Genomic DNA, 20,419 nt, shown 5'->3' with positions numbered 1-20,419 from the left:
TGTAGAAGTCGGCTGAGCCGCTGGGTGAGGCGGACAGTGCGCGGCCGTCCAGCGTTCCGGCGACCTGCCCGCCGCGCGAATCCCCGGTCCCCACCCCGCGGCGTGCGCACTGCACATCTCTCACGCGCTCCGGCCCTCTGGCGGGCCCTCGGGCACGGTGGACGCATGACTACTTCAGGGGTGATTGCGCGGGGCCCGGCCGGCAGCGGTGGTGGGGACGTGAGTGGGTTTGCACGCAGCCGCAGCGTGGCCCTCGTGGGGCTGGATGGCCACGTGGTGGAGGTGGAGGCGGACATCGGCCAGTCCCTCCCGGCCTTCACGATCATCGGGCTGCCGGACCAGGCGGTGAACGAGTCGAAGGAGCGCATCCGTTCCGCGGCACGACATGCCGGGGTGCCACTGGCCCCTCGCAAGATCACGGTAAACCTCTCACCCGCCACGTTGCCCAAGCGTGGTTCGCACTTCGACGTGGCCGTCGTCATGGCCGTGCTCAGCGCGCAGAGGGTGATCCGCGTACCCCCTGACACCGTGTTCTACGCGGAGCTGGGCCTGGACGGGTCCCTGCGGCCCGTGCGCGGCGTGCTTCCCTCGGTCCTGGCCGCCGTGCGGGCCGGAATCACCCGTGTGGTGGTCGCGGAGGAAAACAGGGCCGAGGCGGAGCTGGTGTCGGGCGCCTCCGTGAGTTCCGCGCGTCACCTCGCGGAGCTGCTGGTGGAGCACGGGGCCGATCCCGCGCTGCTCCAGCGCCTGAGTGTGTCATCTGTCACCCGCGCGGGACGGGGTCCCACCCCGGGGAGCGGGGCCGGGGAGGAGCCGGTCCGTGACCTGCGGGACGTCGTCGGGCAGGTCGAAGGGCGTCAGGCCCTGGAGATTGCGGCGGCGGGCGGGCACCACCTCCTGATGGTCGGCCCGCCGGGTGCGGGCAAGACGATGCTCGCCGAGCGGCTGCCGGGCATCCTGCCGGACCTCGAGGACGAGGACTCTCTGGAGGTCACGTCGGTCCACTCCCTGCGCGGCGACGACGGGTGCTCGGCCCTCGTGCGGCGTCCGCCGTTCCAGGCACCGCACCACAGCATCACGCTCCCGGCCCTGTGCGGAGGTGGCAGCGGCATGCCCCGTCCCGGGGCCATCTCCCTGGCCCACCGCGGGGTGCTGTTCCTGGACGAGGCACCCGAGTTCGACCGGCGGGTCCTCGACGCGCTGCGGCAGCCCCTCGAGTTGGGAAGCGTGACGATTGCCCGGGCGCAGTCCGTGGCGCACTATCCCGCCAGGTTCCAGCTCGTGCTGGCCGCCAACCCCTGTGCGTGCGGCAACGCCGGCGGAACCGGTCAGACCTGTACGTGCAGCGCGGTGCAACGACGGCACTACTTTGGCAAGCTCTCCGGGCCGCTGCTGGACCGGGTGGACCTGCAGCTGCGGGTGCCGGCCGTCACGTACCGGGAACTCAGCTCCACCGGGGACACAAGGCCCGAGGACAGCGCGACCGTCGCCGCACGCGTTCTCGCGGCCCGCAGGGCCCAGGTGGAACGTCTCGCGGCCGTGGGCTGTCGGCTCAACAGCACCGTTCCCGGTTCGCTGCTGCACCGGCGGCTGTCCCCGGGGACGCGTGCCGTCCAGCCCCTGCGTGCCGCCATGGAGCGCAGGACACTCACTGCCCGGGGATTCGTGAAGGTCCTCCGGGTGGCGTGGACGCTCGCGGACCTGGCCGGGAGCACCGTCCCCACCCCGGAGCACGTGCAGCTGGCTCTTTATTTCAAGACGACGGTGACGGCATGAGCGCTGATTCCTCCTCCGTCCGGGCCTGCCGCGTGCGCCTGGCGCGGGTGATCGAGCCTAGTGACGTCGCGGGTCTGCTCCTGTTGGAAGCCCTGGGTCCCGAGGTGCTGTGGCGCAGCATCAGCGAGCTGCAGACACCCAGCGCGGCGCTCGTGTCCGTGTACCGGAAGGCCGCGCAGGAGGCGTTGCCCGGTGCGGGGACTCCCGATCTCGCCCACCGGTTCGCGGCGTGGCGTGCGCGGCTGCCCGTGCCCGATCCCGCGACGGACGCGCGCCACGCGGAGCAGATCGACGCGTGGACCGTGATCCCAGAGGATGCCGACTGGCCGGCCCAGCTCGCATTCCTGGGGATTCAGCAGCCGATCGTGCTGTGGGGCAGGGGCGAGCGCACGGCCCTCAACCGTCTGGAGCGCAGCGTGGCCGTGGTCGGATCGCGCAATGCCAGCGCCTACGGCTCCGCAGTGACGCGCATGATCACCGGCGAGCTGTGCGAGGCGGGCTGGTGCGTGGTCTCCGGCGGTGCCTACGGGATCGACGCCGTCGCCCACCAGACCGCCCTCGAGACCGGGGCGGAGCACGCAACCACCGTGGCCGTGCTGGCCTGCGGGGTGGACAGGGTCTACCCCGTGGCGAACGCCGAACTTCTGGGTCGGATCTGCCACCGCGGCGCGGTCCTGAGCGAGGTCCCCCTGGGGTGCGCTCCCACTCGGTACCGGTTCCTGCAACGCAACAGGATCATCGCTGCCCTCACCCGCGCCACGGTCGTCACCGAGGCTGCGTGGCGTTCCGGTGCCCTGAACACCGCTCGGCACGCGGCAGGTCTTTCCCGGGAGGTAGCCGCCGTGCCGGGGGACGTGCTCGTCGGGGGATCCGCGGGATGCCACCGGCTCGTGCGGGAGGACCACGCGGTGCTCGTGAGCACCGGCGGAGAGGTGCTCGAACTCCTGGGTTCCCTCGGCAATGCGGCAGCTGAGGAGGTCCGCAGCCAGAGGGCGGGCCGGGACCAGAGGCCTGAGGACCGACTGGATCCCGTGCAGCTTCGGGTCTTCGATGCCCTGCCCCTGCACACGGATGCGGACCCCTCCCAGCTGTGTCGTGTCTCCGGACTCGGGCCGGGGGAGGTGCTCACGAGTCTTGCGCAGCTGCGGGAGCTTGGGCTGGCCACGGACTCGCTGCTCGGCTGGCGACGGGTAGGCTCACCGCATGGACGAATGGGCACACGACGCAGCGGTGGCTCGTGAGCAGCGCGCGTCGTCATCTCGAGCCGCTGACCGGGCAGGGGAGAACGCTGGGCAGCGGCGCGGGCGGGAAGCCCCACCGCAGCGTCGTGGCGCGGAAGGCTCGACCGGGCTTGTCCCGGAGGTGAGCCGATCTTCGGAGGTGTGTCGAGGTGATGGGGAGCGCCGAGCTGAGGAGGAGCGCCGATCCGTAACCCCGGGGGAGTCCGCTTCGCCGCACGGTGACAGCCCTGCGCCGGGGCCGCTCGAGGTGTACCTGCCACAGTTCCGAGCACACCTCGCGCTGGAGCGATCCCGCAGCGAGCACACCGTGCGCTCGTACACGAGCGATGTCCTGGACCTTTCGAACTGGATGCGGGACACGGGGATCGATGCCATGGACCTCCTGGACCGCGACGCGCTCCGGGGCTGGCTCGCGCAGCGTCACCAGCGGGGGCTCGCGCGCAGCTCCGTCTCCCGGGGGATCGCCGCCGTGCACACCTTCTTCCGCTGGGCTGTGGACACCCAGGGGTTGCGGTACGACCCCGCGTCCGGACTGCGCGGTCCGCGACCGGCACGGCACCTCCCTGACGTGGTCGGAGCCGCGGCACTGGCCACCATGCTGGACGACCTTGCGGATGCAGCCCTCGGGGAGCACGACGACGAGCAGGCCGCCGCGTGCGCCGCCCGCGACTGGGCTCTGCTCGAGCTGCTGTACGCAACCGGGGCCCGCATCAGCGAACTCGTGGGCCTGGACAGCTCGCACGTGGATGCCGTGAACCACGTGCTCACGGTCACCGGCAAGGGCGACAAGCAGCGCAGGATCCCCTACGGAGACGCCGCGGGGGAGGCACTGGCCCTGTGGTTCCACCGGCGCCGCACCCTTGCGCGACCCGCGGCCGGCAACGCCGTGTTCGTGGGGGCCCGCGGCGCCCGGATCGACCCCCGGGTGGCGCGGCGCGTCGTGGGCGAGGCCCTGCGCGGCGTCCCGGACACGAGTGCCCGCGGGCCGCACAGCCTGCGCCACAGTGCGGCGACACATCTGCTGGACGGAGGAGCGGATCTCCGAACGGTGCAGGAGCTCCTCGGACACTCCACGGTGGCGACCACGCAGATCTACACGCACGTCTCCGTGGAACGGCTGAAGAGTGCTTACTCACAGGCGCACCCGCGGGCTTGACTTCTGCCCTCCCCGCAGACTCCGGGTTGACCGTCGATGGGCCCTGCTGGACAATGAGAGCGACCGGCGGCGCGCGCGGCCTCGAATCCGCACAGCTCCACCCGGTTGACTCCGAAAACTGAACATGGGCGCCGGGTGACACGGCTGGGGCCTCCGTGCAGGACGTTGGGGAAGACGTACCTACACAACGGAGGAACAGGCTATGTCTTCACCCACCACGCGGGGTGTGCTCTACGTGCACTCCGCACCGCAGGCGCTGTGCCCCCACATCCAGTGGGCCCTGGAAGCCGTTTCGCGTGGCCGAACGGATCTAGAGTGGACCCCGCAGAACGCCGAACCCGGGTGCGTGCGGGCCGAACTGGAGTGGTCTGGCCGCGCAGGGACGGGCGCCCTTCTCGCCTCTGCCCTGCGCACGCTCGGACGCCTCCGCTTTGAGGTGACGGAGAACCCGAGCCAGGGCAGTGACGGCTCCCGGTGGTCCTTCACCCCGGACCTCGGCATCTTCCACGCCACCACGGACGCCGCCGGGAACATCTGCGTGAGTGAGGACCGCATCCGCTACGCCTTCGAGGCGGCTGGGGGGGACCCCTCCGCCGTCGTCTCCGAACTTTCCCTCGCGCTGGGGGAGGCCTGGGACGAGGAGCTCGAGCCCTTCCGTCACGCCGCAGAGGGAGCTCCGGTGCGCTGGCTGCACCGCGTGGGCTGAGACCGAGACCTTCCAACGTTCTCTGTGAGCCGCCCGGCGCGGCCGTCCAAGCTTTCCTGTCCCCGTTCCGTTGCGGGGGCTTGCGTCATTGCCCGCACTGCGACGACCGTGCCTGGATGACTGCTCGTCGTGAGCTGTGCAGAACAAACCCTGCGTGGAGATCGCTGCGCCGAGAACAGCGTGTGGCGAACCGAGTGTCGAGAAGCGGGACCTGCCACGGACGTGAGAGAACCCCGGTCACCTTCCGTAAAAGGTGACCGGGGTTCTCCGCACTCGGGGAGTCAGGGCCTCTAGAGCCTCCAGGGCGTCAGCGTGTCCAGCACCTCAGAGCGAGCGGAACGCCGCCACGGAGTTGTGGCCGCCGAAGCCGAACGAGTTGGAGATCGCGACCATGTCCCCTGGGCGGAGTTCACGGGCAGTTGTCACCACGTCGAGGTCGATCTTCGGGTCCTGGTTGTCCAGGTTGATGGTGCACGGTGCCATGCGCTCGGTGAGAGCGAGCACGGTCAGCACACCCTCCACGGCCCCGGAGCCGCCCAGGAGGTGACCGGTCATGGACTTGGTGGCCGAGACAGCCATGTCGTCCACGGCAGATCCGAAGGCCGCCCGCAGCGCGCCCGCCTCGGGCACGTCCCCTACCGGGGTGGAGGTGGCGTGGGCGTTGACGTGCTTGATGTCCGCCGGGTCGATGTCCCCGGAGACCATGGCCTCGCGCAGGGCGCGTGCGGGGCCGCCCTCGTCGCCGGTGGCCGGCGCCGTGATGTGGTGGGCATCCGCGCTGAGACCGGCACCCGCGAGCTCGGCGTAGATGCGGGCTCCGCGGCCGCGGGCGTGCTCCTCGGACTCGAGCACGATGGCACCGGCGCCCTCACCCATCACGAAGCCGTCGCGGTCGATGTCGAAGGGACGCGAGGCGTGCTCGGGGTCGTCGTTGCGGCGGGACAGAGCCTGCATGGAGTTGAACGCGGCGATGGTCATGGGGTGGATCGCACTCTCGGCGCCGCCCACGATCACCACGTCCGCCTTGCCGGAGCGGATCAGGTTCAGGCCCTGGAAGAAGGCTTCGGTGCCGGAGGCGCACGCGGACACGGGAGTGATGGCGCACGCGCGGGCCTTGAACTCCATGCTCACGGAGGAGGCGTTGCCGTTGGGCATGAGCATGGGGACCGTCATGGGCTTGACGCGGCGGGGGCCCTTCTCGACGAGGGTGTCCCACGCGTCCAGCAGCGTCCACACGCCACCGATGCCGGTGCCGAAGGCCACGCCCACACGGGTGGGGTCCAGCTCGTCGCTCGTGTCGGCGTCCGCACCGGAGAACCCGGCGTCGGTCCAGGCCTCGCGCGCGGCCGCCACGGACAGCTGACCCGAGGGATCCAGGCGCTTGGCCTGCACACGGGAGACGACGTCCTCCGAGGGTTTCGGGGACGTGGCACCGATGCGCACGGGCAGGTCGTACTTCTCCACCCAGTCCTGGGTCAGGGCATGGACGCCCGAGACGCCCTTGAGAGCGTTCTTCCAGGTCTCCTGGACGTTCTCACCGATCGGCGTGATGGCGCCGAGACCGGTGACCACTACTTTGCGGGACATGTTTGCACTTCCTCGTGTCCGAAATCGCAGGTGTTCCAGGGGCGGGGATGACCAACCGCCTGGTAGGACGGAGGTGGCGTGCCCCTCGTGCTGACAAGGGGCACGCCACCGCGCGCCGTGGGCTCAGCCCTGGGCGTTGTCGATGAAGTTGACGGCGTCCTCGACGGTCTTCAGGTTCTTGACCTCTTCGTCGGGGATGGTCACGTCGAACTTCTCCTCGGCGTTGACCACGATGGTCATCATCGAGATGGAGTCGATGTCCAGGTCCTCGGTGAAGGACTTCTCGAGCTGCACGGCCTCGGTCTCGAGTCCGGTCTCCTCGTTCACGATCTCGGCCAGGCCGGCCAGGATTTCGTCTTTGCTCGCCATATCGGCTTCCTTTCCTAGAGGTCGCAGTGCGCAACCGTACTGAGTCACACGGGGGTTCGGAAGAACCTCCGGGCGGGGCGTCCGATCACTCGGAACGCTGCAGGACAAGAGGTGTGCGGTCTAACCCTACGACACGCACGGGGGAGGATCAGGGCAGAAGAACCACTTGCGCTCCGTACACGAGACCGGCCCCGAAACCGATCTGCAGCGAGGGCTTGCCCGAGAGTTCGGGGTGTTCCGCGAGCAGGCGGTGGGTGGCCAGCGGGATGGACGCGGCGGAGGTGTTGCCCGCCTCCGCGATGTCCCGGGCCACGACGACGGACTCGGGAAGCTTCAGCACTTTGACCATCTGGTCGATGATGCGCATGTTGGCCTGGTGGGGCACGAAAGCCGCGAGGTCCTCGGGCTCCAGACCGGAGGCCTCCAGCGCCTCCTTGGCCACACGGGCACCCTCCCACGAGGCCCAGCGGAAGACGGTCTGCCCGTCCTGGCGCAGGGTGGGCCACAGGGTGGCGTCCTCGGGCATCTCCCCGGTCTCCGGGTCCACGAGGTCCTTGGAGAAGGTGCGCTGCCCGCCCTGCTCCACGGCGCGGATATCGGTGAGGGGGTGCGTCATGCGGATGGCATCCCACTTGGAGCCGTCCGAGCCCCACACGGAGGGGCTGATCCCGGGAACGTCGGACGGGCCGATGACCACGGCGCCGGCGCCGTCGCCCAGCAGGAAGGAGATGGAGCGCTCGGTGTTGTCGATGACGTCGGAGAGCTTCTCCACGCCGATGACCAGCACGTGGTCCGAGTCCCCGGAGCGCACGAGGGCGTCCGCCTGGGCCACGCCGTAGCAGTAGCCTGCGCACGCGGCGGAGATGTCGTACGCGGCGGCGGGAGTGGCGTCCAGGCGGTCCGCGAGCAGGGCGGCGCACGACGGCGTGAGGTACGGGAAGGTCACCGAGGAGACGATGACCGCGTCCAGCTGCTCGCCGGTGACCCCGGCGGCGGCCATGGCCTCACGGGCGGCGTGCTCCGCCATGTCGATCACGGACACGTCCGCCGGTGCGCGGTGGCGGGTGTGGACGCCGGTGCGCTTGACGATCCATTCGTCCGAGGAGTCGATCCACTGGCAGACGTCTTCGTTCGTGACGATCTCGGAGGGGCGGTAGGCGCCGATACCCAGGATCCGGGTGTGGGCGTTCGGGGTGTTCTGTTTCAAGGTCGCCACGGAAGGTCGACTCCTAACAAGGTGCGGTTCTCGGCGAGTGGGGTGTGCGGTGGGCACACGTCTCAGGTCAGGGTACTCCGCACCGTTTCGAGATCCTCCGGTGTGTTCACCGCGGTGGCTGGCACGCCCTTGAGACCGCGCTTCGCGAGTCCCACGAGGGTCCCAGCGGGGGGCAGCTCCACGATCTGCGAGACCTCCAGCTCGGCCATCGTCTCCATGCAGGCGTCCCAGCGCACCGGGCGGCACACTTGCTCCACGAGAGACTCGAGCACGGCGGTTCCGCCGGTGACGGCAGCGCCGTCGAAGTTGCTGAGCAGCGTGACGCGGGGATCCTGGGGGTTCAGCTGCGGCGCAAGCTCACGCAGGGGTGCGAGGGCGGGCGCCATGTGCTCGGTGTGGAAGGCGCCCGCAACCTTCAGCTTCACGACCTTGGCGCGGGTGGGCGGGTTCTCGGCCAGCGCGGTGAGCTGCTCCTCGGTACCGGCCGCGACCACCTGCCCGCCCCCGTTCGCGTTCGCGACGGTGACCCCCGCTGCGGCCAAGGCGGCGGCGACATCGTCCGGTTTGCCGCCCAGCACTGCGGCCATCCCCGTGGGGGTGGCGGCGGCCGCGCGGGCCATCTCCGCTGCGCGCACGCGCACGAAGCGCATGGCCTCCGCCTCGGTGAGCACCCCGGCGAGTGCCGCGGCGGTGATCTCGCCGACCGAGTGCCCGGCGAGCACGACGTCGTCCCGGGCCTCGAGCTGCGGGGCGAGCAGACGCCCCGCCACGAGACCGGCGGCCACGATCAGCGGCTGGGCGACGGCGGTGTCCTTGATCGTCTCCTCGTCCGCCTCCGTGCCGTAGTGCGCGAGGTCCAGACCGGCGGCGTCGGAGAGCTGCGCGAGATGCTCCGGCACGCCGGGGACGGTCAACCACTCGGTGAGGAAACCTGGCTTCTGGGACCCCTGTCCGGGGCAGACAACTGCAATCACCCGTTCATTCCACCAAGTCGGGCGGCCCATGACGCCTATGCGGTGTCACCAAGCCGGGGGACGGGATTTGTGGAGGTCCTACAAGTGCATGTCACGCGCCCGGGTTCAGCCGCCCCGCGAGCACCGCGCAGTGCAGCACGAACGCGTCCCGGGGCAGCAGCGGGTCCCAGCCGGTGATGTCACTGACGCGGCGCAGCCGGTAGCGCACCGTGTTGGCGTGCACGAACAGCTCGCGCGCGGTGGCCTCGAGCGAGTGCCCCACGCTGAGGTAGGTGGTCAGCGTGTCCACGAGACCGGTGGAGGAGGCGGAGAGCGGTTGCCAGACCGCCTCCACCATGGAGCGCAGCGCGAGCGGGTCCCCGTTGATGGCGCGCTCGGGCCACAGGTCCTCGGAGGCCGTGGGCCGCGGTGCCTGGGGCCACGCCGACGCCGCCCGCAGCCCCGCCTGGGCGCGGTCGGCGGACTGCTTGGCGTCGAACACGGAGCCGACCATCGGACCGTGGACCACAGGGCCGTCCCCGAACACGGCCGCGAGCCGGGCGAGGGACTGGGTCTGGTCACGCAACCCTCCCAGCACCAGCACGAGGCGGTCCGTCTGGATGGCTACAAGGCACTCTGCGGCGTGGCGTCCCGCGGCGCGGCGGATGCGCTCCACACCCACCGGTCCAGTGGTGGCCGGCGCGCGGCCCACCATCACCGTGACGTCCCCCGCGTCCGTCCAGCCGAGCGCGGAGACGCGGGAACGCATGGAATCCGAGTGGTCCCCCCGCATGATCCCGTCCACCACCAGGGACTCGAGCCGGGCGTCCCACGAACCCCGGTTCTCGGCGGCCCGGGCGTAGACGTCCGCGGCGGCGAACGCGACCTCCCGCGAGAAGCGCAGCACGGCCTCGCGCAGCGCCACCTCGTCGTTGTGCTGCGCGAGCTCCGGAACCTTCTCCTCCACCACGTCCACGACGATCCGCAGCACCTGCAGCGCGTTCTGCAGCGTGATGGAGCGGGTCAGGTCCGTGGGCGCCTGCTTGAAGATCTCGGTCAGCACCCACACGGGCTCCTGCGGGTTCTCGTACCAGCGCACGAAGGACGCGATGCCCCGCTGCGCGAGCAGCCCGAGCTCGGAGCGCTCGTCCGGGCGCAGCTGCGAGAACCAGGGGAGAGAGTTGTCCAGGCGCTGCACCGCGACCGTGGATACCTGCCCGAGGTTTGCCTTCAGGTTCTCGAGGGTCTTCGGGTGGGGCGTGCCCTGCTGGCGGCTGCGCAGCGGCCAGGTCACCCGGCGGCTGGAGCGTGACTTGCGGGAGGCTGGCCCGGAGGCGTCGGTGGGCATGAGTCGAGGGTAGTCGATGCGCGCACGCGCGCTCCGCCCCCACGGGTCCGGGGACGACGCCGCCCCCGCACCGTGGAAGGCGCGGGGGCGGCGTCGTCGTGGCCCAGGATCACGAGGGGATCAGGCGTCGCCCCCGGCGTTGCCCGACTTCCCCGCGGCGGGGTTGGCGAGGTCGTAGCGCGTGATGGCCTCGGCCGGAGCAGACCAGTCGATCTCGCCGCGCTTGGCCAGCATCTCGAGCGTGCGCACCACCATGGAGTGCGCGTCGATCGTGAAGAACCGGCGGGCACCGGCGCGCGTGTCCGCGAAGCCGAAGCCGTCCGCGCCCAGCGTGGCCCAGTCGTTGGGCACGTACTGGCGCACGGAGTCCGGCAGCTCGGACGCGTAGTCCGTGGTCGCGACGACCGGGCCGGTGGCACCGGCGAGCGCCTGCGTGATGTACGGCGTGGCCGCACCGCTCTCCGGGTGCATGAACGCGGCGTGCTCGCACGCCATGGCCTCCCGGCGCAGGTTCGTCCACGAGGTCACGGACCACACGTCTGCGGAGACGCCCCACTCCTCGGCCAGGATCTTCTGGGCCTCCAGCGCCCACGGCACGCCCACGCCCGAGGCCAGCAGCTGGGCCCGGGGGCCCTCGGTCTCGGCCGGCTTGAGGAGGTAGATGCCGTTGACGATCCCGTCCACGTCCACGTTCTCCGGCTCCGCCGGCTGGTGGATGGGCTCGTTGTACACCGTGAGGTAGTACATGACGTTGTGGTCCTCGTCCTTGGACCCGTACATGTGCTCGATGCCGCGCTTGACGATGTGCGCGATCTCGTACCCGTAGGCCGGGTCGTAGTGGATCACCGCGGGGTTGGTCGAGGCGATGATCGGGGAGTGGCCGTCAGCGTGCTGCAGGCCCTCACCGGTCAGCGTGGTGCGCCCCGCCGTGGCTCCAATGATGAACCCGCGGGCCAGCTGGTCCCCGGCGGCCCAGAACTCGTCACCGGTGCGCTGGAAGCCGAACATCGAGTAGAAGATGTAGACCGGGATCATGGTCTCGCCGTGGGTCGCGTAGGACGTGCCCGCCGCGGTGAACGCGGAGGTCGCACCGGCCTCGTTGATGCCCGGGTGCAGGATCACGCCCTGCGCGGACTCCTTGTAGGCCAGCATGAGCTCGCGGTCCACGGACAGGTAGTTCTGACCGTTCGGGTTGTAGATCTTGGACGTGGGGAAGAACGCGTCCATGCCGAACGTGCGGGCCTCGTCCGGGACGATCGGCACGATGCGGTGGCCGAAGTCCTTCTCCCGCATGAGGTCCTTGAGGATGCGCACGAACGCCATGGTGGTGGCGGCCAGCTGCTTGCCGGAGCCCTTCTTCCCGGACGCGAACGCCTTGTCCGAGGGCAGGGTGATCTCCGGCTGCTGGTGCGGGCGGTCCGGGAGGTAGCCGCCGAGCTCCTTGCGGCGCTCCTGCAGGTACTTGATCTCCGGCGAGTCCTGGCCCGGGTGGTAGTACGGGGCGTTGTAGATGTCCGCCTCGAGCTGCTCGTCCGTGATCGGGATGCGCAGGTGGTCGCGGAAGGTCTTCAGGTCCTCCAGCGTCAGCTTCTTCATCTGGTGGGTGGAGTTGCGCGCCTCGAAGTGGGGGCCCAGGCCGTAGCCCTTGATGCCCTGGGCGAGGATCACGGTGGGCTGGCCCTTGTGCTCGAGCGCCGCCTTGTACGCCGCGTACACCTTGCGGTAGTCGTGCGCACCGCGCTTGAGGTTCCAGATCTCCTCGTCCGTGTAGTCCGCCACGAGCTCCTTGGTGGCCGCGGAGCGGGCGAAGAAGTGGTCGCGGACGAAGCCGCCGGACTCCGCCTTGAACGTCTGGTAGTCGCCGTCCAGCGTCTCGTTCATGATGCGCACGAGCTCACCGGTGTGGTCCGCCTCGAGCAGGGCGTCCCACTCGCGGCCCCACACGACCTTGATGACGTTCCAACCGGCGCCGCGGAAGAACGCCTCCAGCTCCTGGATGATCTTGCCGTTGCCGCGCACCGGCCCGTCCAGGCGCTGCAGGTTGCAGTTGATCACGAAGGTCAGGTTGTCCAGCTTGTCGTTGGCGGCCAGCTGCAGCACGCCGCGCGACTCCGGCTCGTCCATCTCGCCGTCGCCCAGGAACGCCCAGACGTGCTGGTCCGAGGTGTCCTTGATGCCCCGGTTGTGCAGATACCGGTTGAACTGCGCCTGGTAGATCGCGTTCATGGGACCGATGCCCATGGACACCGTGGGGAACTGCCAGAAGTCCGGCAGGCAGCGCGGGTGCGGGTAGGAGGGCAGGCCGTTCGGGGCCATGGTCTTCTCCTGGCGGAACCCGTCCAGCTGGTCCTCGGTGAGGCGACCCTCGAGGTAGGCGCGGGCGTAGTTGCCGGGGGAGGAGTGGCCCTGGAAGAAGACCTGGTCCCCTCCGCCCGGGTGCTCCGGGCCGCGGAAGAAGTGGTTCAGGCCCACTTCGTAGAGGGTGGCGACGCCCGCGTAGGAGGAGATGTGCCCGCCCACGCCCACGCCGGGACGCTGCGCGCGGTGCACCATGACGGCCGCGTTCCAGCGCAGGAACGCGCGGTAGCGGCGCTCGATCTCCTCGTCACCGGGAAACTCTGGCTCCTGGTCCACGGGGATCGTGTTCACGTAGTCCGAGGTGGTCACCATCGGCACACCCACGGAGTGAGTTCCCGCGTGCTGGAGGAGGGCGCGCATCACGTACTGTGCGCGCTCGGTGCCCTGGGCCTTAATCAGGGCGTCGAAGGACTCGATCCACTCCTGGGTCTCCTGCGCGTCCGCGTCCTGGAGATTGTTCGTCAACCCACTCAAAATGTGGTGATTGCTGTCAGAAGACACGTGAACCTCTCTGTCGTCAGCTCCGCGCTGCGGGATCCCCGGTGTCGGAGCGGTGTGCCGTGCGACGGAAGGGGCCTGCACAGACCGGTCCCGTCATCCATCCATCGTGTCACAGGCTACGTGCTCAGCCCTTGCGACAACACGGTTCCGCCCGTCACACCGCCCGGAGGACACGCCGTCACACGGGGCGTGTCTCACCCCGCCCGGCGCCTGTGGGCTTGAACGTGCACCGGATCCGGTGTTGTCTTTGTTACGCACCGTTGGCACTCCCGTCACGGTGACGACGGTTCCGCACCACCGTTCCGCGGTGCTGTGGAACCCCCGGATCACAGCGCACGGAGATCGCGGCGCAGAAGGAGAGACACGGTGAGCGAGGCGAAAGCCCCCGAAGAGAGCATTGCGGAGCAGCTGAACCTGAAGGACGGCGACTACGTCCAGGAGTTCGGCTACGACGACGACGTCGATGCGCGGCTGCGGGAGCAGATCGAGGAAGCCATCGGCGCGGAGCTCTTCGACGAGGACGCGCAGGAGGTCGTGGACGCCGTCGTGCTGTGGTGGCGTGACGGGGACGGCGACCTCGTGGACGAGCTCGTGGACGTGCAGACCACGCTCGACGACGGCGGTGTGGTCTGGCTGCTGACGCCCAAGGCCGGGCGCGACGACCACGTCTCTCCCGCGGACATCCAGGAGGCGGCGTCCACCGCAGGGCTGCACGTCACGAGTACCGCGCGCGTCTCCTCCGACTGGTCGGTCTCCCGACTGGCACCCAAGCGCAACTTCTGAACCGCGCCGGGCAGATCCCAGATCCCACCGCAAGAAAGGCTCCCATGAGCGTCATCGGTTCCACCGCACCCGATTTCACCCTGGTTAACCGCCACGGCGAGCCCCGCAGCCTTTCCCAGTACCGGGGACGGCCGGTGGTGCTGGTGTTCTTCCCGTTCGCGTTCTCCCCGGTGTGCACGCAGGAGCTGTGCCACCTGCAGGACCACACGGACATGTTCGAGGAGTTCGACGTCACGCTGCTGTGCCTGTCCACGGACAGCCACTTTGCGCTGGACGCCTTCGCGCGCCAGGAGTCCTACGACTTCGAGCTGCTCTCCGACTTCTGGCCGCACGGCGAGGTCGCCTCCGCCTACGGCGTCATGGACGCGGAGGAGGGTTGCGCTCGGCGCCACACGGTGGTGGTCGACGCCGCCGGGACGGTCGTGGACGTCAGCGCGGCGGACATCACCGAGCCGCGCGCCTGGGAGGACCTGCGGCGGGTCCTCGAGTCGCTGCAGCGTTCCTGATGCCCCTCCGGGTGCTGCGTGCCGGATACGGCTCTCCCTCGCGGCAGGACCAGTTCCCGGACCCGCACGCGCTGGACGCCCGTGCCGGTCTGCCCCGGGCGATCGAGCTGCTCGACGGGCGGCGGATCGCCGTGCTCACGGGAGCCGGGGTCAGCACGCCGTCGGGCATTCCCGACTACCGCGGTCCGGACGCCACGCCGCGCACGCCCATGACGTACCAGGAGTTCATGTCCAGCGTGTCCAACCGGCGTCACTACTGGGCCCGCAACCAGTACGGCTGGCACTTCGTCGCCGACGCCGAGCCCACCGCCGCGCACACGGCCATCGCCCGCCTCGAGGCCGCCGGACACGTGGATGGGGTGATCACCCAGAACATCGACCGGCTGCACCAGAAGGCCGGGACCGTGGACGTGGTGGACCTGCACGGCACCTACGCGTGGGTGCTGTGCACCGCGTGCCGTTCACGGTTCCCCCGCGAGCAGGTCTCGCGCTACCTGGACGAGCTGAACCCGGGCTTCTACGACGGCATGGCCTCCGCGCAGGACATCGAGTACGCACCGGACGCGGACGCCACCGTGGAGGACACGGCGGGCTTCCGGGTCTGGGACTGCCCCGTGTGCCAGGGGGTGCTGAAACCGGACGTGGTCTTCTTCGGCGAGAACGCCCCGGCCGAGAAGGTGGCGCGCAGCCGGCGGATCGTGCAGCGCGCGGACGTGCTGCTGGTGGCCGGCTCCTCGCTGACGGTCAACTCCGGACGACGGTTCGTGCGCCAGGCCGCGCGGTCGCAGACGCCCGTGGTGATCGTCAACCACGGGGTGACCGGCGGAGACGCCTTGGCCACCGTGAAGGTGGACGCGCCGGTGGACCGCTTCCTCACGGAACTGGCCCGGAACCTGGGGGCTTGATCCCGTCAGGATCAGCGCATAGACTCCAGAAACGAGACCCCGAGGGTCTGCGGAGGGGAAGCCGCGGAAACCATCGGGGTCTCGCTCTGTGTACGGGCTCCTAGCCCGCCGTGTGCTGGCCCGGCCTACTTCACGGGGTCGATGACCGGCTTTGCGGCCTGCGCTTCACGGCACTGCTGCGCCCACAGTGCCGCCCCCACGATGCCCGCGTTGTTGCGCAGCGCGGCGATCTCCACCGGCGTGCGCAGTTCGAGGTAGGGAACGAACTTCTCCGAGTTCTTGGACACACCGCCGCCGATCACGAACAGGGACGGGGAGAAGAGGAACTCCACGTGCTCGAAGTAGCGCTGCAGCCGTTTCGTGGCCCACTTCTTCCAGGGCAGCTGCTCGCGCTCACGAGCGGCCGCGGAGGCGCGGGTCTCGGCGTCGTGCCCGTCGATCTCCAGGTGGCCCAGCTCGGCGTTCGGCACGAGCTGGCCGTTGAGGATCATTGCGGAGCCGATGCCGGTGCCGAGGGTGATGACCATGACCAGACCCTTCTTGCCCTTGCCCGCACCGTAGTGCGCCTCGGCAAGCCCGGCGCCGTCGGCGTCGTTGAGGGCCTCGACCTCGCGGCCCAGCGCCTCGGTCATGAGGGCGTCCACGTCCGTGTTGATCCAGGACTTGTCCACGTTCGCCGCAGACAGCGCCACGCCGTTCTTGATGATGGCGGGGAACACGATGCCCACGTGGCTGTCCGGCTCGGGGGCCTCCGGTCGCGACTGCAGCTCGTCCACGATCTGCCGGACCACACCCGCCACGGCCTCCGGGGTGGCCGGACGCGGCGTGGGGATCCGGAAGCGCTCGCCCACGAGCTGGCCCGTGGTGAGGTCCACGATCCCGCCCTTGGTGCCGGTGCCGCCAATGTCAATGCCGATGCCGTACCGCGATACGACGCCCTGCGGAGTACCTGAGCTCATGAACGGTCCCTTCGGTTCACGGTGGAGAACTGGAGCGGGGCCGATCGGAACGCCGTCGTCCCCCGCGTCGAGTTTACGGGAGGGTGAGGATCTCCACACCGTCCTGCGTGACGACCATGGTGTGTTCGTACTGCGCGGTGCGCATGCGGTCGTGGGTGGTGATCGTCCAGTCGTCGTCCCACTGGTCCCACGCGATGGTTCCGAGCGTGAGCATGGGCTCGATCGTGAAGATCATGCCCGGGACCATCTCGGTGGCGTAGGAGGGTGCGGCGTCGTAGTGCGGCACGATCAGACCCGTGTGGAACTCGCGGCCCACACCGTGACCGGTGAAGTCCCGCACCACCCCGTAGCCGAAGCGCTTGGCGTACTTCTCGATCACGCGGCCGATCACGTTGATCTCGCGCCCGGGGCGCACCGCCTTGATCGCACGGTTGGTGGCCTCCAGCGTGCGCTCCACGAGCAGGCGGGAGTCCTCGTCCACGTCCCCCACGAGGAACATGGCGTTCGTGTCCCCGTGCATCCCGTTCTTGTAGGCAGTGACGTCCAGGTTGATGATGTCCCCTTCCTCCAGCACCGTGGAGTCCGGGATGCCGTGGCAGATCACCTCGTTGAGCGAGGTGCAGATGGACTTGGGGAAGCCGCGGTACTCGAGACAGGAGGGGTAGGCGCCGTGGTCGCACATGTACTCGTGGGCGATGCGGTCCAGCTCGTCGGTCGTGACACCGGGCTTCGCCTCGGCACCGGCGGCCTGCAGCGCCCGCGCGGCGATCTGTCCCGCCTCACGGACGAGCTCGATCTCCTCGGGTGTGTAGACGTTCGAGGCACGGCCCTCATCCGGTTCCGCGCGGCCCACGTACTCGGGGCGCTCGATGCTCCGGGGGACCGGGCGCATCGGGGTGAGGGTTCCCGAGCTCAGGGCCCCCAGGGGCGCGGTGGATCCGGGTGCGGGTTCGAGGTTGTGGCTGGTCACGGTGGGTCTCTGCCTCCTGGGGCGTTCACGTGGTGGGCGGTCCGGGCACGTGGTGGCGCGCCGAACACCTGCTTCACCAACTACCCTAAGCCTTGGGTCCCGGGCTCGTTCCGCCCGGGCCGTTCGCGACCCCGCCAACCGGGCGGGCATGCGGCGCGCGGCGCCGGAGAGTGAGGAAGCACATGGCCGAGTACTGGTACAACCTCTACACCAAGCAGGTCGAGGAGGGCGCCAAGGACGACTACCGCCAGCTGATGGGCCCCTATGCGACCCGCGAGGAGGCCGCACACGCCCTGGAGCGCGCGGCTCAGAACACCAAGCGCTGGGATGACGAGGACGCCGCCTTCAACGGCGACTGAGTCCCTCGTCACGCGTCTCAAGGGCATCACGGGTCTCACGGGCCTCAGGGTTGCACGGTGCTTCACAGGCCTCGCGGGGTGGGGGCGGGCGACGATGCCGGGACGGCTTCCCAGCCCCGGCCCGGGTGGCGCGCCACGCGCCAGTCCGCGGCAGGTACGCGAGCCCACCTACCGGTCCGGCAACCGGTCCAGCCGGTCGGGGGACCCCGGCCACAGGACAACCGGGGCGTTCGTGCTTCCCCTGATCAGCCGCGGTAGGAGTGCTCCTCGCCGGGGAACGCGCCGGAGCGGACCTCGGCCACGTACTGCGCCACGGCGTCGTGCGCGGTCTCGGCCAGCTGCGCGTACTGCTTGACGAACCGCGGCATGGCCCCGGTACGCAGGCCCAGCATGTCCTGCCACACCAGGACCTGGCCGGTGGTCACGTTCCCGGCCCCGATGCCCACGGTGGGGATCCGCAGCTCCTGCTCGACGTCCCGTGCGGCGTCCGCGGAGACCATCTCCAGGACGACGGCGAAGCACCCCGCATCCTGCGCGGCCAGGGCGTCGCGGTGCAGCTGCGCGGCGGCGTCGCCCCGCCCCTGGATCCGGAAGCCGCCCAAAGCGTGCTCGGACTGCGGGGTGAAGCCGATGTGTCCCATCACGGGGATGCCCGCGCGCACCACAGCCGCCGCATGCCCGGCCAGGGCCGCACCCGCCTCGAGCTTCACGGCGTGCGCCCCGGTCTCGCGCATCACCCGCACGGCGTTGCGCACCGCCTGCTCGGGGGACTCCTCGTAGCTGCCGAACGGCAGGTCCACGACCACCAGGGCGCGGTTCGTGCCGCGCACGACGGCCCCGGCGAACGTGATCATCTGATCGAGCGTCACCGGAAGGGTCGAGCCGTGCCCCAGCACGGTGTTGCCGAGCGAATCCCCGACCAGCAGCACGTCCACGCCGGCGGCGTCGAAGATCCCGGCGGTGAGGACGTCGTAGCTCGTGAGCATCGAGAACTTCTCACCGGTGTCCTTGGCGCGCTGCAGGTGCAGGGTGCGCACGCGGGAGACCTCAGCGAGGGGACGGGCGGACGCGGAACCGGGCTGGGGAGCACTCATGGCTCCAGCCTACCGGGCGCTTCATGGGCCCCGGATGCGGCCGTCGGCCTGAGCTCCCGGGTGCGGTGCCGCGGCGGTGCATGGCCCCGAGATTCCCCGAGATTCGCGGGGCCGGCGCCGCGGCGGGGTGCGGGCGGCGTCGTCCGCGGGGTTCGAGGGCGGGGCTGCGGGGCGCGCCGAGGATGTCGGTGGGTGTCGTTAGAGTGGGGGCGACGCCCGGCCGGGGACCGGCTCGGGCTCCCAGACCGCTGTGCCGCACGCCCGAGGAATCCGAGGTGGACCGATGGACCGTCAGCAAGAGTTCGTGCTCCGAACGATCGAGGACAGGGACGTCCGCTTCGTCCGGCTCTGGTTCACGGACGTCGTGGGCACGCTGAAGTCCGTGGCGCTCGCCCCGGCGGAGGTCGAGGCGGCCTTCGAGGAGGGCCTGGGATTTGACGGCTCCTCGATCGAGGGACTCTCACGCGTCTTCGAGTCGGACATGCTGCTGCAGCCGGACCCCTCAACCTTCCAGCTGCTGCCGTGGCGCGGCGAGGACGAGCCCACGTCCCGGATGTTCTGTGACCTGAAGACCCCGGACGGCGAGCCCTCCGCAGCGGACCCGCGCGGCGTGCTCAAGCGCGTGCTGGCCAAGGCCTCCGACATGGGGTTCACGTGCTACACCGCGCCCGAGATCGAGTTCTACCTGCTGCGCTCCCCGGACCTCGACCCCGCCACGGGCGAGCCGGTGCCCGTGGACTACGAGGGCTACTTCGACCATGTGCCGGGCGGTGTGGTGCAGGACTTCCGGCGCCGCGCCGTGAGCATGCTGGAGGCCGTGGGCATCTCCGTGGAGTTCTCCCACCACGAGGCCGGGCCGGGGCAGAACGAGATCGACCTGCGCTACGCGGACGCCCTGCAGACCGCGGACAACATCATGACCTTCCGAACGGTCGTGCGAGAGGTGGCGCTGTCCCAGGGCATCTACGCGACCTTCATGCCCAAGCCGTTCTCGCGCCACCCGGGCTCCGGCATGCACACCCATTTCTCGCTCTTCGAGGGGGACACCAACGCGTTCTACGAGGCCGGTGCCGAGTTCCGGCTCTCCCAGACTGGGCGGCACTTCATTGCGGGGCTGCTGCGCCACGCACCCGAGTTCACCTCGGTGACCAACCAGTTCGTGAACTCCTACAAGCGGCTGTGGGCCGGCGACGAGGCCCCGTCCTACATGTCCTGGGGTCACAACAACCGCTCGGCGCTCGTGCGCGTGCCCCTCTACAAGCCGGACAAGGTGCAGTCCTCGCGGATCGAGTACCGCGGCATCGACTCCGCCACGAACCCGTACCTCTCCTACGCGGCACTGCTCGGGGCGGGACTGAAGGGCATCGAGAACGAGTACGAGCTGCCCCCAGTGGAGATGGACGACGTCTTCTCCATGAGCAGCGCCGAGCGCCGCGCCGTGGGCCACCAACCGCTGCCGAGCAGCCTGCACGACGCCATCCGTGAGACGGAGGACTCCGACTTCATGGCGGAGCTGCTGGGGGAGACGGTCTTCGACTACTTCCTGCGCAACAAGCGCCGCGACTGGGACCAGTACCGCCAGGAGGTCTCGCCGTACGAGCTGCGCACCAACCTGGGCATCCTGTAGGTGGC

At 69.9% G+C, this 20,419-nt stretch carries 18 protein-coding genes; 9 read left to right on the top strand and 9 right to left on the bottom strand.

The window, feature by feature from the left end; genetic code table 11:
• The first annotated feature begins 219 nt into the window (after positions 1-219).
• The 4 genes from ABD264_RS02605 (at position 220) to ABD264_RS02590 (ending at position 4,879) form a co-directional block, all read left to right on the top strand.
• The gene (locus tag ABD264_RS02605; protein ID WP_144942542.1) at positions 220-1,776 is read left to right on the top strand and encodes a YifB family Mg chelatase-like AAA ATPase; all 1,557 of its coding nucleotides are present in this window, start codon (positions 220-222) and stop codon (positions 1,774-1,776) included.
• Positions 1,773-3,017 carry a DNA-processing protein DprA gene (dprA, locus tag ABD264_RS02600; protein WP_344203978.1) on the top strand — a complete coding sequence of 415 codons (1,245 nt, stop codon included), beginning with the start codon at positions 1,773-1,775 and terminating at the stop codon, positions 3,015-3,017. Before ABD264_RS02605 ends, dprA begins: the two co-directional genes overlap by 4 nt.
• Positions 3,018-3,264: 247 nt before the next feature.
• A complete protein-coding gene (locus ABD264_RS02595; RefSeq protein WP_344203976.1) occupies positions 3,265-4,173 on the top strand; it encodes a tyrosine recombinase XerC in 909 nt (302 codons plus the stop codon).
• Between the two features lie 202 nt (positions 4,174-4,375).
• The gene (locus ABD264_RS02590) at positions 4,376-4,879 is read left to right on the top strand and encodes a DUF3145 domain-containing protein (RefSeq protein ID WP_344203974.1); all 504 of its coding nucleotides are present in this window, start codon (positions 4,376-4,378) and stop codon (positions 4,877-4,879) included.
• 324 nt (positions 4,880-5,203) lie between these two features.
• On the opposite strand, the gene ABD264_RS02585 is transcribed toward ABD264_RS02590, so the two are convergent.
• The 6 genes from ABD264_RS02585 to aceE all read right to left on the bottom strand — a co-directional run bounded on the left by ABD264_RS02585 (position 5,204) and on the right by aceE (position 13,211).
• A complete protein-coding gene (locus ABD264_RS02585) occupies positions 5,204-6,466 on the bottom strand; it encodes a beta-ketoacyl-[acyl-carrier-protein] synthase family protein (protein ID WP_145009321.1) in 1,263 nt (420 codons plus the stop codon).
• Positions 6,467-6,589: 123 nt separating this feature from the next.
• On the bottom strand, positions 6,590-6,835 hold the full coding sequence (locus tag ABD264_RS02580) for an acyl carrier protein (RefSeq protein WP_055082136.1): 246 nt from the start codon (positions 6,833-6,835) through the stop codon (positions 6,590-6,592).
• 148 nt (positions 6,836-6,983) lie between these two features.
• Complete coding sequence (locus ABD264_RS02575; RefSeq protein ID WP_144942546.1) at positions 6,984-8,051, bottom strand: beta-ketoacyl-ACP synthase III; 1,068 nt, start codon at positions 8,049-8,051, stop codon at positions 6,984-6,986.
• A gap of 62 nt (positions 8,052-8,113) precedes the next feature.
• Positions 8,114-9,025, bottom strand: a complete 912-nt coding sequence (locus tag ABD264_RS02570; protein WP_344203970.1) for an ACP S-malonyltransferase — start codon at positions 9,023-9,025, stop codon at positions 8,114-8,116.
• A 91-nt stretch (positions 9,026-9,116) separates the two neighbouring features.
• Positions 9,117-10,352: a PucR family transcriptional regulator gene (locus ABD264_RS02565; protein ID WP_344203968.1), complete on the bottom strand. Its 1,236-nt coding sequence runs from the start codon at positions 10,350-10,352 to the stop codon at positions 9,117-9,119.
• 120 nt (positions 10,353-10,472) lie between these two features.
• Positions 10,473-13,211 (bottom strand): pyruvate dehydrogenase (acetyl-transferring), homodimeric type, encoded by a 2,739-nt coding sequence (gene aceE, locus ABD264_RS02560; RefSeq protein WP_344203966.1) that lies wholly within the window; start codon positions 13,209-13,211, stop codon positions 10,473-10,475.
• 366 nt (positions 13,212-13,577) lie between these two features.
• On the opposite strand from aceE, the gene ABD264_RS02555 reads away from it, so the two are divergent.
• The 3 genes from ABD264_RS02555 to ABD264_RS02545 are packed head-to-tail and all read left to right on the top strand — an operon-like array spanning position 13,578 to position 15,405.
• Complete coding sequence (locus ABD264_RS02555) at positions 13,578-13,994, top strand: DUF3052 domain-containing protein (RefSeq protein WP_144942550.1); 417 nt, start codon at positions 13,578-13,580, stop codon at positions 13,992-13,994.
• A 44-nt stretch (positions 13,995-14,038) separates the two neighbouring features.
• Positions 14,039-14,500, top strand: coding sequence for a redoxin domain-containing protein (locus tag ABD264_RS02550; protein ID WP_344203963.1), 462 nt, complete (start codon positions 14,039-14,041; stop codon positions 14,498-14,500).
• Positions 14,500-15,405 (top strand): Sir2 family NAD-dependent protein deacetylase, encoded by a 906-nt coding sequence (locus ABD264_RS02545; protein WP_344203961.1) that lies wholly within the window; start codon positions 14,500-14,502, stop codon positions 15,403-15,405. Before ABD264_RS02550 ends, ABD264_RS02545 begins: the two co-directional genes overlap by 1 nt.
• Positions 15,406-15,530: 125 nt before the next feature.
• Here ABD264_RS02545 and ppgK read toward each other — a convergent pair whose 3' ends face one another.
• Positions 15,531-16,364, bottom strand: a complete 834-nt coding sequence (gene ppgK / locus ABD264_RS02540) for a polyphosphate--glucose phosphotransferase (protein WP_144942553.1) — start codon at positions 16,362-16,364, stop codon at positions 15,531-15,533.
• Between the two features lie 73 nt (positions 16,365-16,437).
• Entirely contained in the window at positions 16,438-17,334 is an 897-nt protein-coding gene (gene map / locus ABD264_RS02535; protein WP_144942554.1) for a type I methionyl aminopeptidase, read from the bottom strand.
• Positions 17,335-17,516: 182 nt separating this feature from the next.
• Here map and ABD264_RS02530 point away from each other — a divergent pair, with 182 nt between their 5' ends.
• The gene (locus ABD264_RS02530) at positions 17,517-17,693 is read left to right on the top strand and encodes an SPOR domain-containing protein (protein ID WP_145009312.1); all 177 of its coding nucleotides are present in this window, start codon (positions 17,517-17,519) and stop codon (positions 17,691-17,693) included.
• A 245-nt stretch (positions 17,694-17,938) separates the two neighbouring features.
• Here the strand turns inward: ABD264_RS02530 and panB are convergent, their stop codons facing one another.
• Positions 17,939-18,787 carry a 3-methyl-2-oxobutanoate hydroxymethyltransferase gene (gene panB, locus ABD264_RS02525; RefSeq protein ID WP_344203958.1) on the bottom strand — a complete coding sequence of 283 codons (849 nt, stop codon included), beginning with the start codon at positions 18,785-18,787 and terminating at the stop codon, positions 17,939-17,941.
• 283 nt (positions 18,788-19,070) lie between these two features.
• Between panB and glnA the strand changes: the two genes are divergently transcribed.
• Entirely contained in the window at positions 19,071-20,414 is a 1,344-nt protein-coding gene (gene glnA, locus ABD264_RS02520) for a type I glutamate--ammonia ligase (protein ID WP_094394173.1), read from the top strand.
• Positions 20,415-20,419 lie beyond the last annotated feature (5 nt).

Source organism: Kocuria salsicia, from assembly GCF_039532055.1.
GTDB classification, from domain to species: domain Bacteria; phylum Actinomycetota; class Actinomycetes; order Actinomycetales; family Micrococcaceae; genus Kocuria; species Kocuria salsicia.
The sequence above is the reverse complement of the archived record's forward strand: the minus strand, read 5'-3'. Positions and strand labels throughout refer to the sequence as shown.

Excerpts from the sequence above, each read along its gene's own strand:
- ABD264_RS02585 (WP_145009321.1), bottom strand. The coding sequence starts at position 6,466 with ATGTCCCGCAAAGTAGTGGTCACCGGTCTCGGCGCCATCACGCCGATC.
- ABD264_RS02530 (WP_145009312.1), top strand. The coding sequence starts at position 17,517 with ATGGCCGAGTACTGGTACAACCTCTACACCAAGCAGGTCGAGGAGGGC.
- ABD264_RS02565 (WP_344203968.1), bottom strand. The coding sequence starts at position 10,352 with ATGCCCACCGACGCCTCCGGGCCAGCCTCCCGCAAGTCACGCTCCAGC.
- panB (WP_344203958.1), bottom strand. The coding sequence starts at position 18,787 with ATGAGTGCTCCCCAGCCCGGTTCCGCGTCCGCCCGTCCCCTCGCTGAG.
- dprA (WP_344203978.1), top strand. The coding sequence starts at position 1,773 with ATGAGCGCTGATTCCTCCTCCGTCCGGGCCTGCCGCGTGCGCCTGGCG.
- ABD264_RS02580 (WP_055082136.1), bottom strand. The coding sequence starts at position 6,835 with ATGGCGAGCAAAGACGAAATCCTGGCCGGCCTGGCCGAGATCGTGAAC.
- ppgK (WP_144942553.1), bottom strand. The coding sequence starts at position 16,364 with ATGAGCTCAGGTACTCCGCAGGGCGTCGTATCGCGGTACGGCATCGGC.
- ABD264_RS02550 (WP_344203963.1), top strand. The coding sequence starts at position 14,039 with ATGAGCGTCATCGGTTCCACCGCACCCGATTTCACCCTGGTTAACCGC.
- glnA (WP_094394173.1), top strand. The coding sequence starts at position 19,071 with ATGGACCGTCAGCAAGAGTTCGTGCTCCGAACGATCGAGGACAGGGAC.
- ABD264_RS02590 (WP_344203974.1), top strand. The coding sequence starts at position 4,376 with ATGTCTTCACCCACCACGCGGGGTGTGCTCTACGTGCACTCCGCACCG.
- ABD264_RS02545 (WP_344203961.1), top strand. The coding sequence starts at position 14,500 with ATGCCCCTCCGGGTGCTGCGTGCCGGATACGGCTCTCCCTCGCGGCAG.